This is a genomic window from Pantoea sp. X-Soil-MYKO-1785 (assembly GCF_059730675.1).
The window spans coordinates 969,174-985,432 of sequence record NZ_AP036000.1 but is presented as its reverse complement, the minus strand read 5'-3'; the positions used below and the strand labels follow the sequence as shown (position 1 = coordinate 985,432).

The 16,259-nt window shown below is 53.3% G+C and carries 13 protein-coding genes; 8 read left to right on the top strand and 5 right to left on the bottom strand.

Annotated elements, in window-relative coordinates; translation table 11 throughout:
* Nucleotides 1-144: 144 nt before the first annotated feature.
* The 5 genes from lon to bolA all read right to left on the bottom strand — a co-directional run bounded on the left by lon (nucleotide 145) and on the right by bolA (nucleotide 6,964).
* Nucleotides 145-2,499, bottom strand: a complete 2,355-nt coding sequence (gene lon, locus AC6I8D_RS04450; RefSeq protein WP_497819695.1) for an endopeptidase La — start codon at nucleotides 2,497-2,499, stop codon at nucleotides 145-147.
* A 186-nt stretch (nucleotides 2,500-2,685) separates the two neighbouring features.
* Nucleotides 2,686-3,957, bottom strand: coding sequence for an ATP-dependent protease ATP-binding subunit ClpX (gene clpX, locus AC6I8D_RS04445; RefSeq protein ID WP_031374674.1), 1,272 nt, complete (start codon nucleotides 3,955-3,957; stop codon nucleotides 2,686-2,688).
* 134 nt (nucleotides 3,958-4,091) lie between these two features.
* Complete coding sequence (clpP, locus tag AC6I8D_RS04440) at nucleotides 4,092-4,715, bottom strand: ATP-dependent Clp endopeptidase proteolytic subunit ClpP (protein WP_031374675.1); 624 nt, start codon at nucleotides 4,713-4,715, stop codon at nucleotides 4,092-4,094.
* A 334-nt stretch (nucleotides 4,716-5,049) separates the two neighbouring features.
* Entirely contained in the window at nucleotides 5,050-6,354 is a 1,305-nt protein-coding gene (gene tig / locus AC6I8D_RS04435) for a trigger factor (RefSeq protein ID WP_312758281.1), read from the bottom strand.
* Between the two features lie 295 nt (nucleotides 6,355-6,649).
* Nucleotides 6,650-6,964 carry a transcriptional regulator BolA gene (gene bolA / locus AC6I8D_RS04430; RefSeq protein WP_159859905.1) on the bottom strand — a complete coding sequence of 105 codons (315 nt, stop codon included), beginning with the start codon at nucleotides 6,962-6,964 and terminating at the stop codon, nucleotides 6,650-6,652.
* A gap of 286 nt (nucleotides 6,965-7,250) precedes the next feature.
* Here bolA and AC6I8D_RS04425 point away from each other — a divergent pair, with 286 nt between their 5' ends.
* From AC6I8D_RS04425 to AC6I8D_RS04390, 8 genes are all read left to right on the top strand, one after another.
* A complete protein-coding gene (locus AC6I8D_RS04425; RefSeq protein WP_094120188.1) occupies nucleotides 7,251-7,829 on the top strand; it encodes a lipoprotein in 579 nt (192 codons plus the stop codon).
* 57 nt (nucleotides 7,830-7,886) lie between these two features.
* On the top strand, nucleotides 7,887-9,377 hold the full coding sequence (gene ampG, locus AC6I8D_RS04420; RefSeq protein ID WP_312758283.1) for a muropeptide MFS transporter AmpG: 1,491 nt from the start codon (nucleotides 7,887-7,889) through the stop codon (nucleotides 9,375-9,377).
* 443 nt (nucleotides 9,378-9,820) lie between these two features.
* On the top strand, nucleotides 9,821-10,747 hold the full coding sequence (gene cyoA / locus AC6I8D_RS04415) for a cytochrome o ubiquinol oxidase subunit II (protein WP_031374679.1): 927 nt from the start codon (nucleotides 9,821-9,823) through the stop codon (nucleotides 10,745-10,747).
* Nucleotides 10,748-10,751: 4 nt separating this feature from the next.
* The gene (cyoB, locus tag AC6I8D_RS04410; RefSeq protein WP_312053399.1) at nucleotides 10,752-12,734 is read left to right on the top strand and encodes a cytochrome o ubiquinol oxidase subunit I; all 1,983 of its coding nucleotides are present in this window, start codon (nucleotides 10,752-10,754) and stop codon (nucleotides 12,732-12,734) included.
* A complete protein-coding gene (locus AC6I8D_RS04405) occupies nucleotides 12,734-13,351 on the top strand; it encodes a cytochrome o ubiquinol oxidase subunit III (protein WP_009091720.1) in 618 nt (205 codons plus the stop codon). The genes cyoB and AC6I8D_RS04405 overlap by 1 nt, the downstream gene beginning before the upstream one ends.
* On the top strand, nucleotides 13,351-13,680 hold the full coding sequence (locus AC6I8D_RS04400; RefSeq protein ID WP_008924889.1) for a cytochrome o ubiquinol oxidase subunit IV: 330 nt from the start codon (nucleotides 13,351-13,353) through the stop codon (nucleotides 13,678-13,680). The genes AC6I8D_RS04405 and AC6I8D_RS04400 overlap by 1 nt, the downstream gene beginning before the upstream one ends.
* A gap of 13 nt (nucleotides 13,681-13,693) precedes the next feature.
* Nucleotides 13,694-14,581 carry a heme o synthase gene (cyoE, locus tag AC6I8D_RS04395; protein ID WP_046288485.1) on the top strand — a complete coding sequence of 296 codons (888 nt, stop codon included), beginning with the start codon at nucleotides 13,694-13,696 and terminating at the stop codon, nucleotides 14,579-14,581.
* Between the two features lie 132 nt (nucleotides 14,582-14,713).
* A complete protein-coding gene (locus tag AC6I8D_RS04390) occupies nucleotides 14,714-16,078 on the top strand; it encodes an MFS transporter (RefSeq protein WP_312758287.1) in 1,365 nt (454 codons plus the stop codon).
* Nucleotides 16,079-16,259: the final 181 nt, after the last annotated feature.

Genomic DNA, 16,259 nt, shown 5'->3' with positions numbered 1-16,259 from the left:
TATATCAAGCCTGTGGAGTCGAAACAACGGAATTCCTCTGAGAACACCGCGTCGGCAGCCACCTAAATTAGCGGCACAAAAAAAAGCTGGCAAGCGCCAATTGCCTTGCCAGCTTCGCTTTTTAACGGTTTATGCCGTTAATCACTATTTTGCGGTCGCAACCTGCATACCGTACGGTGCATTTTCCAGTGCCAGATTCAGCACTTCTTCGATGCGTTTTACCGGATGGATGTCGAGATCGGCAATCACGTTCTGTGGAATCTCTTCCAGATCGCGTTTGTTGTCGTCCGGGATCAGGACCGTTTTAATGCCACCGCGGTGGGCTGCCAGCAGCTTCTCTTTCAGTCCGCCAATCGGCAGTACCTGTCCGCGCAGGGTGATTTCACCGGTCATGGCGACATCAGCACGCACCGGGTTACCGGTCAGACAGGAGACCAGCGCGGTACACATTGCAATACCAGCGCTTGGACCATCTTTCGGCGTTGCCCCTTCCGGAACGTGAACGTGGATATCACGTTTTTCGTAGAAGTCGCCGTTGATGCCCAGCTTCTCGGCACGCGCACGCACCACGGTCAAGGCAGCCTGGATCGACTCCTGCATTACCTCACCCAGTGAACCGGTATAGGTCAGCTTACCTTTACCCGGTACGCAGGCGGTTTCAATCGTCAGCAGATCGCCACCCACTTCGGTCCACGCCAGACCGGTTACCTGGCCCACGCGGTTTTCACTGTCGGCACGACCGTAGTCGAAACGCTGCACCCCAAGGAAATCCTTCAGGTTTTCACCATTGATGGTGATGTGCTTTTTCGTCTTGTCCATCAGCAGCGACTTAACCGCTTTACGGCACAGTTTCGACAGCTCACGCTCAAGGCTACGCACCCCGGCTTCGCGGGTGTAGTAACGAATAATACCGACAATCGCACTGTCTTCGACCGTGATCTCATGGGCTTTCAGCGCGTTACGCTCAATCTGTTTCGGCAGCAGATGCTGTTTGGCGATGTTCAGTTTTTCATCTTCGGTATAACCCGACAGACGAATGACTTCCATACGGTCCAGCAGCGGTGCCGGAATGTTCATGGAGTTCGACGTCGCCACGAACATCACATCTGACAGGTCATAATCGACTTCCAGATAGTGATCGTTGAACGCAATGTTCTGTTCTGGATCAAGAACTTCCAGCAATGCTGAAGCCGGATCGCCACGCATGTCGGATGACATTTTGTCAATCTCATCCAGCAGGAACAGCGGGTTTTTAACCCCGACTTTGGCCATTTTCTGGATCAGCTTGCCCGGCATCGAACCGATATAGGTTCGACGGTGACCGCGGATCTCGGCTTCGTCACGCACGCCGCCCAGCGCCATACGCACATATTTACGTCCGGTCGCTTTGGCGATCGACTGACCGAGGGAGGTTTTACCTACCCCTGGCGGTCCGACCAGGCAGAGGATCGGACCTTTGATTTTGCTGACGCGACTCTGCACCGCAAGATACTCAAGGATACGATCCTTCACGCGCTCAAGGCCGTAATGGTCGATATCCAGCGTCTCCTGGGCTTTACGCAGATCTTTTTTGACTTTGCTGCGCGCATTCCACGGAACCTGCACCATCCAGTCGATATAGCCACGCACTACGGTCGCTTCCGCTGACATCGGAGACATCATCTTCAACTTCTGCAGCTCAGCTTCAGCTTTTTCACGCGCCTCTTCCGGCATTTTCGCCGCGTCGATTTTGCGTTTTAACGCTTCGTACTCGTCAGGCGCATCGTCCATCTCGCCCAGCTCTTTCTGAATCGCCTTCAGCTGCTCATTCAGATAGTACTCACGCTGGCTCTTTTCCATCTGCTTTTTGACGCGGTTGCGAATGCGCTTCTCAACCTGCAGCAGATCGATTTCAGACTCCATCATCGCCATCAGATATTCCAGACGTTCGTTAACGTCGGACATCTCCAGCACAGACTGTTTGTCTGCCAGTTTTAACGGCATATGTGCAGCGACGGTGTCAGCCAGACGGGCCGCATCGTCAATGTTGTTCAGCGAGGTTAAAACCTCAGGCGGGATCTTTTTATTAAGTTTGATGTAGCCTTCAAACTGATTGATTGCGGTGCGCACCAGCACTTCCTGCTCGCGCTCTTCAATCTCTGGCGACACCAGATATTCAGCCTCGGCCACAAAATGATCACCATTATCCGCCAGCGTGGTGATGTGGGCGCGCTGCAAACCTTCGACCAGCACTTTAACCGTACCGTCCGGCAGTTTCAGCATTTGCAATACAGACGCAACGGTCCCTACCGAGAAGAGATCGTTAATGCCAGGTTCATCCGTTGAAGCCTCTTTCTGTGCGACCAGCATGATCTTTTTATCATGATCCATTGCGGCTTCGAGGCACCGAATTGATTTTTCCCGGCCAACAAACAACGGAATTACCATGTGCGGATAAACCACCACGTCGCGCAGCGGCAACACGGGGATTTCAATGCGTTCAGAACGCTCAGGATTCATAGAGCTCTCTCTTAGTTTAATGTCCGCCAGGTGATGGGAACCGCATCAGGCAGGTATGCAGTTAAACCCACAGGTATCTGAGTATATGGGGATGATCGTCCGACATTCAACGTCACAGAGGCGAGAAAAGCAAAAGGGGAAACATTTTCCCCTTTTTTAAGATGACAACCTGGATGATTTGTTTATTTATTCGCCAGAAGCCTGCGCTTCGTGCTTACCGTAAATCAGCATCGGCTCAGACTGGCCTTCAATAACTGATTCATCAATCACCACTTTTTCGACATCATCCATCGACGGCAGGTCGTACATCGTTTCCAGCAACGCCCCTTCGACGATTGAACGTAAACCACGTGCGCCGGTTTTACGTGACATCGCTTTTTTAGCGATAGCGGTTAACGCCTCGTCACGGAACTCCAGCTCAACGCCTTCCAGGTTAAACAGCGCCTGGTACTGTTTGGTCAGGGCGTTTTTCGGTTCACGCAGAATCTGAATCAGCGCTTCTTCACTCAGTTCGCTCAGGGTAGCAACTACCGGCAGACGACCGATGAATTCGGGGATCAGACCAAACTTGATCAAATCTTCCGGTTCACACTGTGAAAGCAGTTCACCTTCGGTGGCTTTCTGCGATTTGCCTTTTACGGTGGCGCCGAAACCGATACCCGATCCGGTCTCCACACGCTGGGCAATCACTTTATCCAGTCCGGCGAATGCGCCGCCGCAGATAAACAGAATCTTAGAGGTATCAACCTGCAAGAATTCCTGCTGCGGATGCTTACGTCCACCCTGCGGTGGAACGGCAGCCACGGTGCCTTCAATCAGCTTCAGTAATGCCTGCTGCACGCCTTCACCTGAAACGTCACGGGTAATCGACGGGTTATCAGACTTACGTGAGATCTTGTCGATTTCATCGATATAAACGATGCCGCGCTGCGCTTTCTGCACGTCGTAATCGCACTTCTGCAGCAGTTTCTGGATGATGTTTTCCACATCTTCACCCACGTAACCGGCTTCGGTCAGCGTGGTGGCGTCAGCCATGGTGAACGGCACATCCAGCAAGCGTGCCAGCGTTTCTGCCAGCAGCGTTTTACCGCTACCGGTCGGGCCAATCAGCAGAATGTTACTTTTGCCCAGTTCGATGCCATTGCTGGTATCGCCGTTGCGCAGGCGTTTGTAGTGGTTATACACCGCCACAGCCAGCACTTTCTTCGCCTTTTCCTGGCCGATTACATAATCATCGAGGTGATGGCGAATTTCATGCGGTGTAGGCAGCGCGCTACGTTCGCGATGCGGGGCAACTTCTTTAATCTCTTCGCGAATGATGTCGTTACACAGATCAACACACTCATCGCAGATATACACTGACGGCCCGGCAATCAGCTTTCGCACTTCATGCTGGCTTTTGCCGCAAAAAGAGCAGTACAGCAACTTTCCTGAACCGTCTTTGCGCTTATCTGTCATCAGTTAACCTCTTCTTGTTCTCAGGCCATACCGGCGTACGGCGCTGGCCGTGCGGAGACGGCCGAAATTCATTCAACCCAAACTGGTACCCTTATCCCGTTAACTATAGCGTAAGGACAAGGGTAAGTCGGGTCTTATTCTCGATGCGTCAGAATTGAATCGACTAATCCATACTCTACCGCTTCACTCGCCGAGAGGAAACGGTCACGCTCAGTATCACGCTCAATTTCTTCCAGCGTTTTACCGGTATGCTCAGCCATCAGCTCGTTCATGCGCTGCTTAACTTTCAGGATTTCACGCGCATGGATTTCAATGTCTGACGCCTGACCCTGATAGCCACCCAGTGGCTGATGGATCATCACGCGGGAGTTTGGCAGGCAGAAGCGCTTGCCTTTGGTGCCCGCAGTCAGCAGGAAGGCGCCCATAGAGCAGGCCTGTCCCATACAGATGGTGCTGACATCTGGTTTGATAAATTTCATGGTGTCGTAGATCGACATCCCGGCGGTAATCACCCCGCCTGGCGAGTTGATGTAGAGGTAGATATCTTTTTCCGGGTTTTCTGCTTCCAGAAACAGCATCTGCGCCACAATCAGATTGGCCATGTGATCTTCAACCTGGCCGGTCAGAAAGATAACGCGCTCTTTGAGCAGACGGGAGTAGATGTCGTAAGAACGCTCACCGCGCGAAGTTTGTTCGACCACCATTGGCACCAGCGCATTGTGCGGTGCTGTATATTCACGATCGCCACTGTATGACATTACCGTCTCCTGGATAAATTTCATTGGCAACATTCTGTACCGATTCTACGTAAGACGAGCGGAAAAAACCACGCTCTGCCTGTTTCCGACACCTCAGGACGGCTAATCAGTCAGCATAACTGTTTTCTTGCATACTCCCTGTATCTGGGGATGCTGCCCAGTTGTTTCAAGCATAACAACCTTTTCTTCAATCGCTAACCCGGAAAAAGCGATGCGTGAATAATTTGCCGAATAATTAGGCAAATAGCGACAAAGAGTGTGCGCTCAAACGCGAAACACAAAAAAGCCCGCGACTTTTCAGTCACGGGCTTAGCACAGACGGTTAAATCGGTGATCAGGCCTGAGCGGTCTGATTCATCAGATCCTGGAAGTTGGTCTCTTTCTCGGTTACTTTGGCTTTCGCCAGCACCGCTTCAACCGCTTGCTCTTCCAGTGCGACGTTGCGCATGTTGTTCATCAGCTCGTTATTTTTGCTGTAGAACTCGATCACTTCCTGCGGATCTTCATACGCAGACGCCATCTCTTCGATCAGCGCGTTAACGCGGGCTTCGTCAGCTTTCAGCTCGTGGGTACGAATCACTTCGCCCAGCAGCAGGCCAACAACGACACGGCGTTTCGCCTGCTCTTCAAACAGTTCGCGTGGCAGTTCCAGCGCTTGCTGCTCGTTGCCGCCGAAACGCTGCGCAGCCTGGCGACGCAGTACGTCGATTTCGCTGTCGATCAGGGCTGCGGGCACGTCGATGTCGTTCGCCGCGACCAGACCGTCAATCGCCTGAGTTTTCACGCGGTTGCGGATTGCGCCTTTCAGCTCACGATCCATGTTCTTACGCACTTCAGTACGCAGACCGGCAACAGAACCATCTTCAACGCCGAAACGCTTGATGAACTCTTCGGTCAGTTCTGGCAGTTCACGCGTCTCAACTTTCTTCAGCACGATCTCGAACTTCGCGTCTTTGCCTTTCAGGTTTTCCGCGTGGTAGTCGTCCGGGAACTTCACGTCGATAGTGAAAGTCTCGCCCGCTTTGTGACCCACAACGCCTTCTTCAAAGCCTGGGATCATGCGGCCCTGGCCCATTGCCAGTACGAAATCAGAGGCTTTTCCGCCTTCGAATTCTTCACCGTCAACGGAACCGTTGAAATCGATAGTGGCACGATCTTCCGGACCGGCTGCTGCATCGCTTTCGATCCAGTTAGCCTGCTGCTTGCGCAGGGTGTCCAGCATGGTGTCAACATCAGCATCAGTCACTTCAACCACTGGTTTTTCGACTTCGATGTTTTCCAGGCCTTTCAGCTCAACTTCTGGGTAAACTTCGAATTCAACCGCGTAGGTGAAATCCTGACCTTCTTTGTATTCGCCCGGCACATAGTTTGGTGCGCCAGCCGGATTGATCTTCTCTTTGATGATGGCGTCAACGAAGTTACGCGTCATCAGATCGCCCAGCACGTCCTGGCGGACAGAAGCGCCGTAACGCTGCGCAACGATGTTCATCGGCACTTTGCCTTTACGGAAACCATCGATGCGGACTTTCCTGGCAACGTCAACCAGTTCTTTTTTTACAGCGCTTTCGATGCTGTCAGCAGCGACAGTAATCGTAATGCGACGGCCCAGGCCCTGAGTGGTTTCTACAGAAACTTGCATCTTGTTACCTCAAAAAATCACGTGCTCGGTCAACTTCAGACACCACACATAGTGAAATGCGCCGTATCCAACAACCGGGACGGCTTCCGTGAAGAGAACCTGATCCCTGTTACCAGAAGCGTCCCGAAGACATTCCGGAAAAATAGACGCAGCATTATAGCGACATCGCCGGAATGAGTCGAGGACGCTAACTCACCACTTTTCAGCAGCTTTGCTGCTTTTTTGAGCCGGAGATCGCGTTTCTGGCTAAATAAGCCAAAAAAAACGGCCCGCAGGCCGTTTTTGTGAAGTGTAATCAGGCGAGCGTTCCGGCACCGCGACAGTTAGGCGAGGCCAGTACTGTATCCTGCAGTCCTTCCCACTCCTTCAGGGTATAAGTATGAAGCGCCAGGGCGTGCACGCTGCCGGCTAATTCGGCCGCGAGTTCACCGTAGATGGAGCGATGCCGCGCCAGGAAACGTTGACCCACAAAGCAATCACTGACGATGACCACTTTAAAATGGCTCTCAGACCCGGCAGGAACATTGTGTCGATAACTTTCGTCATGCACTTCCAGATGAGCCGGCTCAAAAGCCAGGCGCAGCTTTTCTTCTATTTGTTCGCGAATCATGGGTATTACTCCTCAATGGCGAGCGCTGTGCCCCATCTCTTTCAATATTAGTCGCTTTTATCGCGCTTTCCCGTAGCCGGACGGTAAATATTCGATTTGCGGCCCGCGCTTCGTCGGCGCGCATGATAACGCAGAGGAAAGCGTCAGCAAACCCGGCGCTAAACGATCCACTCTAAAATCCGCCTGATACGCATTTTCCACTTTGACGGGGCTTTTTTCACTGCCGGGCAATGCTATGATGACGGCAGTTTTTGCAAACCAACCCCCGACACCAACGAGAAAAAGTATGTTGAAAAAACTGTTATTCCCGCTGCTGGCTGCGTTTATTTTGGCCGGCTGTGCAAGCAGCAATAATACCCTTACTATCCAGCCAAAAATTCAGTTGCCGCAGCAGGATCCTGGCCTGATGGGCGTCACCGTCAGCATCAACGGTGCCGATCAGCGTAGCGATCAGGCGCTGGCGAAAGTGAACCGTGATGGTCAGTTAGTGACCCTGACGCCATCGCGCGATCTGCGTTTCCTGCTGCAGGAAGTGCTGGAGAAGCAAATGACCGCACGCGGTTATATGGTCGGTCCGAATGGTGCGGTTGATTTGCAGATTGTGGTCAACAATCTGTATGCCGACGTAACGCAGGGTAATGTGCGCTACAGCATCACCACCAAAGCGGATATCTCGATCATCGCCACCGCCAAAAACGGCAACAAGCAGGTTAAAAACTACCGCCAGACCTACAGCGTAGAAGGTGCGTTCAGCGCCAGTAACCAGAAGATTACTAACGCAGTGAACTCCACCATGAGCGATGTGATCGCTGATATGGCGCAGGACACCAGCGTCAATGACTTCATCAAGCAAAACGCCCGTTAATTCCGCTTCATCCCTGCCCGGCTATGTGCCGGGCACATCGTCACCTTCAGGGTCAGCATGAACCACTATCTTCGTCTTTTCAGTCAAAAAAACGCCGTTGTATTACTGTTACTCGGTTTTGCTTCCGGGCTGCCCCTCGCCCTGACTGCCGGGACGCTGCAGGCGTGGATGACGGTAGAAAATGTTGACCTGAAAACCATCGGCTTCTTTTCGCTGGTGGGTCAGGCTTACGTGTTTAAGTTTCTCTGGTCGCCCATGATGGACCGCTATACCCCGCCGTTTCTCGGGCGGCGTCGCGGCTGGTTACTGCTCAGCCAGCTGGCGCTGATTGGCGGCATTGTGGCGATGGGCTTTCTGCAACCCAGCCGGGATTTGACCCTGATGGCCGCACTGGCGGTGCTGATCGCCTTCTGTTCGGCTTCACAGGATATCGTTTTTGACGCCTGGAAAACCGACATCCTGCCGCCGGAAGAGCGCGGCAGCGGTGCGGCAATTACCGTACTGGGCTACCGGCTGGCGATGTTGATTTCGGGCGGACTCGCGCTGTGGCTGGCCGATCGCTATCTGGGCTGGCAGGCGACCTACTGGCTGATGGCGCTGATGCTGGTGCCCGGCATTATCGCCACCCTGCTGGCTCGCGAACCGGATACCCACATCGCTACGCCACATACGCTGCGTCAGGCGGTGGTCGATCCGTTAAAAGATTTTTTCCAGCGCAACAATGCCTGGCTGCTGATCACCCTGATCATCCTTTATAAGCTGGGCGATGCCTTTGCCGCCTCGCTGACGACCACCTTCCTGATTCGTGGCGTGGGCTTCAATGCCGGTGACGTCGGACTGGTCAACAAAACGCTTGGCCTGCTGGCGACGATTATCGGGGCGTTATACGGTGGAGTGCTGATGCAGCGCCTGAGCCTGTTCCGGGCGTTGATGATTTTTGGCCTGCTGCAGGCGATATCGAATTTTGGCTACTGGCTGCTGGCGGTAACCGACAAGCAGTTGTGGAGCATGGCGAGCGCGGTATTTGTTGAAAATCTGTGCGGCGGCATGGGGACAGCGGCGTTTGTGGCGCTGCTGATGACGCTGTGTAACAAATCCTTTTCCGCCACCCAGTTTGCGCTGCTGTCGGCGCTCTCCGCCGTTGGCCGGGTCTATGTCGGTCCGGCAGCCGGCTGGCTGGTGGAGCTGTGGGGATGGCCGACGTTCTATGCCTTTACCGTCGTCGCCGGCCTGCCGGGCTTGCTGCTGCTGGCATTCTGCCGCCAGACGCTGGATCAGGTACAGCAAAGCGGCACCTTCCTGGTCCGCTGCTGCTACCCGCAGGGTTATCGCTGGACCCATCGTCTGTTCGCCGCCGGATGCAGCATCCTGGCACTGTGGCTGCTGGCGCTGGCGATCGACGCGCTCGGGGTGCTGACACTCTCTTCGTGGCTGCCAGCGCTGTTTGAAATCGGCATGGCGCTGACCTTGCTGGCGGTGTTGTCTGGCGTGGTGCTGGACTATCGGGCGCTGAAGAACAGCCGCGCGTCGCCGGCCACCAGTCATTAGCAGAATCAATGTTTCACCGGCGATCGCTTATTGTTTTACCGAAGCGCGGTGGTCGCCTGGTTTTATCATCGCGTGTTATTTTAAAAAAAAACATTCTTGCGAAAATAGGATCCTCTGAAATACTAAAAACCGGTGAGCAATTAGTTTGGTTAAATTTCATCGATCAAATGATGCGAATTTGTTAAATAATCTGGAGATAAAAGTAAGGGTTATTCCTTTCCCTGATTTTTTAGCGGTTACTTCCATTGGTTTTTGTTATATTGGCCCCAACTGCTTGTCTGCGTTAATAATTTGTCACCTGAAGCAACATCTGTGACACCCTTAGCAAAAGGTGTCAACACGCCTCTGACACATCCTTAAGCTGGTTTACACTGCATAAACCTTCCCGTAAAATGCGCGCACACTTAAACGACAATAGAGCCCTTTGTCATTGAGGTCGTTAAATGAGACTCAGTAAATACAATAAAAGTTTGGGGATTTTGTCATTAATTGCAGGCACTTTATTAATGAGTGGCTGCGATAGTGCATTGTTAAATCCCAAAGGACAGATTGCACTGGAGCAACGTTCGCTGATACTGACTGCCTTTGGCCTGATGTTGATCGTCGTGATTCCCGCAGTCTTGATGGCCGTGGTGTTTGCCTGGAAATATCGGGCGTCCAACACGAATGCGAAGTACAGCCCGAACTGGTCACACTCTAATAAAGTGGAAGCCGTGGTCTGGACCATTCCGATCCTGATCATTCTCTTCCTCAGCGTGCTGACCTGGAAATCAACCCACGCACTGGAGCCCAGCAAACCGCTGCAATCCGATGTGAAACCGGTTGAAATCGATGTGGTTGCACTGGACTGGAAATGGTTGTTCATTTACCCGGAACAGGGTATTGCGACCGTGAACCAGATTGCCTTCCCGGCAAATACGCCAGTGAACTTCAAAATCACGTCCAACTCCGTCATGAACTCTTTCTTCATCCCGACACTCGGCAGCCAGATTTATGCAATGGCTGGTATGCAGACCAAGCTGCATCTGATTGCGAATGAGCCAGGGACTTTCGACGGTATCTCTGCGAACTTCAGTGGTCGCGGTTTCTCTGGCATGAAGTTTAAAGCCATTGCAACCAAAGACGATGCGGAATTCCAGCAGTGGGTGGCAAAAGTTAAAGCAGCCCCTAACACGCTGAACACTATGGAAGATTTCGAGAAAGTGGCGGTGCCAAGCGAAAATCATCCGGTGGAATATTTCTCTTCAGCTGATCCGAAACTGTTCTTGCAAGTCATTAACAAGTTCAAGATGAGCCACGGGAAAATGGACATGCCTGAGCACGAAGGTATGGACATGAGTCACGCCGCTTCCGCGGGAGCCGAGGAATAATACGATGTTCGGAAAATTAACACTGGATGCAGTGCCGTACCATGAGCCGATTATCATGGTTACGGTCGCCGGTATCATCTTAGGTGGTCTGGCGCTGGTTGCTGCCATCACCTATTTTGGTAAATGGCAATATCTGTGGTCAGAATGGCTAACGTCTGTTGACCACAAAAAACTGGGTATCATGTATATCATCATGGCATTCGTCATGCTGCTGCGTGGCTTTGCTGATGCAATCATGATGCGTACCCAACAGGTAATGGCTTCGGCCGGGGAAGCGGGCATACTACCACCGCACCACTACGACCAGATCTTTACCGCGCACGGCGTGATTATGATCTTCTTCGTAGCGATGCCGTTCGTGGTTGGCCTGATGAACATCGCCGTACCGCTGCAGATTGGCGCACGCGACGTGGCGTTCCCGTTCCTGAACAACCTGAGCTTCTGGTTTACCGCGGTCGGTGTGATCCTGGTTAACCTGTCGCTGGGTGTGGGCGAGTTCGCACAGACCGGCTGGCTGGCCTATCCGCCGCTCTCCGGCGCGGAGTACAGTCCCGGCGTCGGGGTCGATTACTGGATCTGGAGTCTCCAGCTTTCCGGTATTGGTACGACCTTAACCGGTATTAACTTCTTCGTGACCATTCTGAAGATGCGCGCACCGGGCATGAGCCTGTTCAAAATGCCGGTATTTACCTGGACCGCGCTCTGCACCAACGTCCTGATCATCGCTGCGTTCCCGGTTCTTACCGTTACGCTGGCACTGTTGACCCTTGATCGTTATCTCGGCTTCCATTTCTTCACCAATGAAATGGGCGGGAACATGATGATGTACGTCAACCTGATCTGGGTCTGGGGTCATCCGGAAGTTTACATTCTGGTTCTGCCGGTGTTTGGTGTGTTCGCTGAAATTACCGCGACCTTCTCCAAAAAACGCCTGTTTGGTTACACCTCACTGGTGTGGGCGACCATCGCCATTACCGTACTGTCGTTCATCGTCTGGCTGCACCACTTCTTCACCATGGGTGCGGGTGCCAACGTTAACGCCTTCTTCGGTATCATGACGATGATCATCGCGATTCCGACCGGGGTTAAAATCTTTAACTGGCTGTTCACCATGTATCAGGGCCGCATTCAGATGCACTCTGCCATGCTGTGGACCGTTGGCTTCCTGGTAACCTTCTCCGTAGGGGGTATGACCGGCGTACTGCTGGCCGTTCCGGGCGCTGACTTCATTCTGCACAACAGCCTGTTCCTGATTGCACACTTCCATAACGTAATTATCGGTGGTGTGGTGTTCGGTTGTATGGCGGGCGTGACCTACTGGTTCCCGAAAGCCTTTGGCTTCACCCTGAACGAAACCTGGGGTAAGCGCGCATTCTGGTTCTGGATCATTGGCTTCTTTGTTGCCTTTATGCCGCTGTACGCACTGGGCTTCATGGGTATGACCCGTCGTCTGAGCCAGGATATCGATCCACAGTTCCACTCCTTACTGGTGGTTGCTGCGGTCGGTGCTGGTCTGATTGCAATGGGTATCCTGTGTCAGCTGACCATGTTCTACGTTTCGGTCCGTGACCGTGACCAGAATCGCGATGTGACCGGTGACCCGTGGGGCGGCCGTACGCTGGAGTGGGCAACCTCTTCACCACCACCGTTCTACAACTTTGCTGTCATCCCGCATGTCCATGAGCGTGACGCTTTCTGGGAAATGAAAGAGAAAGGCGAAGCGTACAAACAGCCGGAAAAATATGAAGAAATTCATATGCCGAAAAACAGCGGCGCTGCACTGGTTATCTGTGCATTCGCTACGGTTATGGGCTTCGCGCTGATCTGGCATATCTGGTGGCTGGCTGGCCTCTCATTCCTCGGCATGATCGTTACCTGGATCGTGAAGAGCTTCGACGAAGACGTGGATTACTACGTTCCGGTTGCCGAAGTTGAGCAGATTGAGAAGCAGCACTTTGACGAAATCAGCAAAGCAGGTCTGAAATAATGTCAACTGAAACTCTGATTAAGCATCACCACGACGCCCATGCGGAGCATGGGCATCACGATGCAGGAGCCAATAAAGTCTTTGGTTTCTGGATCTACCTGATGAGTGACTGCATTATCTTCGCAACCCTGTTTGCGACCTATGCAGTTATGGTCAACAACACTGCCGGTGGCCCGGCAGGTAAAGATATCTTTGAACTGCCGTTTGTTCTGGTAGAAACCGCCCTGCTGCTGTTGAGTTCGATCACTTACGGCATGGCTGTTATCTCGATGAACAAGGAGCAAAAAGGTGCCGTTATCGGCTGGCTGGCGCTGACCTTCCTGTTTGGTCTGGGCTTCATCGGCATGGAAATCTATGAATTCCATCACCTGATTGCTGAAGGCTTTGGTCCGGATCGCAGTGGCTTCCTGTCTGGCTTCTTTACGCTGGTCGGTACCCACGGTCTGCACGTGACCTCCGGTCTGATTTGGATGCTGGTACTGATGTTCCAGATTTCCAAACGCGGCCTGAATGCCACTAACCGTACCCGTATCATGTGTCTGAGCCTGTTCTGGCACTTCCTGGACGTGGTCTGGATTTGCGTCTTCACCGTTGTTTACCTGATGGGAGCCATGTAATGAGTCATTCTGTTAACGAACATGGCGCTTCTCACGGTAGCGTGAAGTCTTACATGATCGGCTTCATCCTCTCTATCATCCTGACGGCGATCCCGTTCTGGATGGTAATGGATGGCAGTGCATCTCACGGTACCATTCTCGGTGTTGTGCTGGTCTGTGCAGTGATTCAGGTGCTGGTGCACCTGGTCTACTTCCTGCATTTAGACAGCAAATCTGAGGGTGGCTGGAACATGGTGGCCATTGTCTTCTCGGCAATTATCATCCTGATTGTCGTAGTAGGCTCACTGTGGATCATGTGGAACCTTAACTACAACATGATGCCTCACTAAAGAGTCGCGCGTAATGTTTAAGCAATACCTGCAAGTTACAAAACCAGGAATTATTTTCGGGAATTTAATTTCTGTGATCGGCGGATTTCTGCTGGCTTCTAAAGGCAGCATTGATTACGCCCTGTTTCTCACCGCACTGGTTGGCGTGTCACTGGTGGTCGCATCAGGTTGTGTTTTCAACAACGTGATTGACCGCGACATCGACATCAAAATGGAGAGAACCAGGAATCGGGTGCTGGTAAAAGGCCTCATCTCCGCGAAAGTAAGCCTGGTTTATGCCACTGTTTTGGGTATTGCTGGCTTTGCGTTGCTCTATTTCGGCGCTAACCCGCTGGCCATGTGGCTGGCGGTGATGGGCTTCGTGGTGTACGTTGGCGTTTACAGCCTCTATATGAAGCGTAATTCAGTCTACGGAACGCTGATCGGCAGCCTGTCTGGCGCCGCGCCGCCGGTGATCGGTTACTGTGCGGTCTCCAACGAGTTTGATGCAGGCGCGTTAATCCTGCTGGCGATCTTTAGCCTGTGGCAGATGCCGCATTCGTACGCGATTGCCATCTTCCGCTTTAAAGATTACCAGGCAGCGAACATCCCGGTTCTGCCGGTGGTGAAAGGCATCTCAGTCGCGAAGAATCATATTACGCTCTACATCCTGGCGTTTATGATTGCTACGCTGATGCTGACGCTGGGCGGATACGCCGGCTACAAATATCTGGTGGTGGCTGCTGCCGTTAGCGTCTGGTGGCTGGGCATGGCGTTATCGGGCTATAAGACCGCTAACGATCGGGTCTGGGCACGTAAGCTGTTCGTCTTTTCCATCGTCGCCATCACCGCACTTAGTGTGATGATGTCGGTAGATTCGATGGCTCCGGCCTCGAAAGACCTGCTGACCTACGTCTGGTAACTGATACCGCAACAGCATGATAAGGGCGCGATTTTCGCGCCCTTTCTTTTTGTTACCACTGCTTAAAAACTATTATTTTACCCGCCCTGCCCCGCCCCCTAGAATAAACGCAGCACATTAACAGAGGTTGGAATGAACGATAATAAAATGACTCCGGTGGAGCTGCGCGCCACATGGGGCCTCGGTACGGTCTTTTCCCTGCGCATGTTGGGAATGTTCATGGTCCTGCCGGTATTAACCACATATGGCATGGCGTTACAGGGCGCGAGTGAAACCTTAATCGGCCTGGCGATTGGTATTTACGGCCTTGCTCAGGCGATATTTCAGATTCCTTTTGGCCTGCTATCCGATCGTATCGGTCGTAAACCGCTGATCGTCGGCGGACTGCTGCTGTTTGTGCTGGGCAGCATCATTGCGGCCTGCACCGAATCGATCTGGGGAATTATTCTGGGCCGCGCGCTGCAGGGGTCCGGAGCCATTGCCGCCGCAGTGATGGCGCTGCTGTCCGATCTGACCCGCGAACAGAACCGCACCAAAGCGATGGCCTTTATCGGCATTAGTTTCGGTATTACCTTTGCGATTGCGATGGTGGTCGGCCCCATCGTCACCCACGCGCTGGGCCTGCATGCGCTGTTCTGGATGATTGCGATTTTGGCGTCGCTCGGCATCGTGATTACCCTGCTGGTGGTGCCGTCCGCCTCCCATCACGTGCTGAATCGCGAATCCGGGATGGTGAAAGGCAGTTTCCGCAAAGTGCTGGCCAACTCCCGGCTGGTTAAGCTCAATATCGGTATTTTCTGCCTCCACGTGCTGTTGATGTCGAGCTTTGTCGCCCTGCCCGGGCAGTTTGAGCAGGCAGGCTTCCCGGCACCTGAGCACTGGAAAGTCTATCTCGCCACCATGCTGATCGCCTTTGCTGGCGTGGTACCGTTTATCATCTACGCCGAAGTGAAGCGTCGTATGAAGCGGGTGTTTGTCGGCTGCGTCGGGATGATCGTGGTAGCGGAAATTGTACTGTGGGGCGCGGCGGGCCACTTCTGGACGCTGGTGGTCGGGGTGCAGCTATTCTTCTTCGCCTTCAACCTGATGGAAGCGATCCTGCCGTCGCTGGTGAGTAAAGAGTCCCCTGCCGGTTATAAAGGCACGGCGATGGGCCTCTACTCCACCAGCCAGTTCCTCGGCGTGGCGGTGGGCGGCAGCATGGGTGGCTGGGTATTTGGCCACTTCGATGCGCAAACGGTATTCCTGGTCGGTGCTATAGTCGCCGCCGCGTGGCTGTTTGTCAGTATGACGATGCAGGAGCCGCCGTATGTCAGCAGCCTGCGGCTGGTGCTGAGCGATGCGGCACTGGCAGCGCCGAATCTGGAGCAGCGTCTGAAAGCCCAGCCGGGCGTTAACTCTGTGTTTATCGTGCCCGAAGAGAAAAGCGCCTACATCAAAATTGATAGCAAGGTTACCAGCCGCCCTGAGCTGGAAGCTCTGTTAGGCAGTTGCTAGTTTAAAATGGGTTCTGCCGGTTAAATCTGGCCGATTAGCCCGTTTCGCTGTGGGATCGAACTGGCTCAGGGAACACGGTCAGATCGGAAAGACGCAAAAGCCGCCATCCATGGCACGCTCGTCCCGCGCCGTCCCTGGCGCGGGACGCTTTCCTCTTCTGCCCGTGTTCCCTGCGCCCCTG

Excerpts from the sequence above, each read along its gene's own strand:
- lon (WP_497819695.1), bottom strand. The coding sequence starts at position 2,499 with ATGAATCCTGAGCGTTCTGAACGCATTGAAATCCCCGTGTTGCCGCTG.
- clpX (WP_031374674.1), bottom strand. The coding sequence starts at position 3,957 with ATGACAGATAAGCGCAAAGACGGTTCAGGAAAGTTGCTGTACTGCTCT.
- clpP (WP_031374675.1), bottom strand. The coding sequence starts at position 4,715 with ATGTCATACAGTGGCGATCGTGAATATACAGCACCGCACAATGCGCTG.
- tig (WP_312758281.1), bottom strand. The coding sequence starts at position 6,354 with ATGCAAGTTTCTGTAGAAACCACTCAGGGCCTGGGCCGTCGCATTACG.
- bolA (WP_159859905.1), bottom strand. The coding sequence starts at position 6,964 with ATGATTCGCGAACAAATAGAAGAAAAGCTGCGCCTGGCTTTTGAGCCG.
- AC6I8D_RS04425 (WP_094120188.1), top strand. The coding sequence starts at position 7,251 with ATGTTGAAAAAACTGTTATTCCCGCTGCTGGCTGCGTTTATTTTGGCC.
- ampG (WP_312758283.1), top strand. The coding sequence starts at position 7,887 with ATGAACCACTATCTTCGTCTTTTCAGTCAAAAAAACGCCGTTGTATTA.
- cyoA (WP_031374679.1), top strand. The coding sequence starts at position 9,821 with ATGAGACTCAGTAAATACAATAAAAGTTTGGGGATTTTGTCATTAATT.
- cyoB (WP_312053399.1), top strand. The coding sequence starts at position 10,752 with ATGTTCGGAAAATTAACACTGGATGCAGTGCCGTACCATGAGCCGATT.
- AC6I8D_RS04405 (WP_009091720.1), top strand. The coding sequence starts at position 12,734 with ATGTCAACTGAAACTCTGATTAAGCATCACCACGACGCCCATGCGGAG.
- AC6I8D_RS04400 (WP_008924889.1), top strand. The coding sequence starts at position 13,351 with ATGAGTCATTCTGTTAACGAACATGGCGCTTCTCACGGTAGCGTGAAG.
- cyoE (WP_046288485.1), top strand. The coding sequence starts at position 13,694 with ATGTTTAAGCAATACCTGCAAGTTACAAAACCAGGAATTATTTTCGGG.
- AC6I8D_RS04390 (WP_312758287.1), top strand. The coding sequence starts at position 14,714 with ATGAACGATAATAAAATGACTCCGGTGGAGCTGCGCGCCACATGGGGC.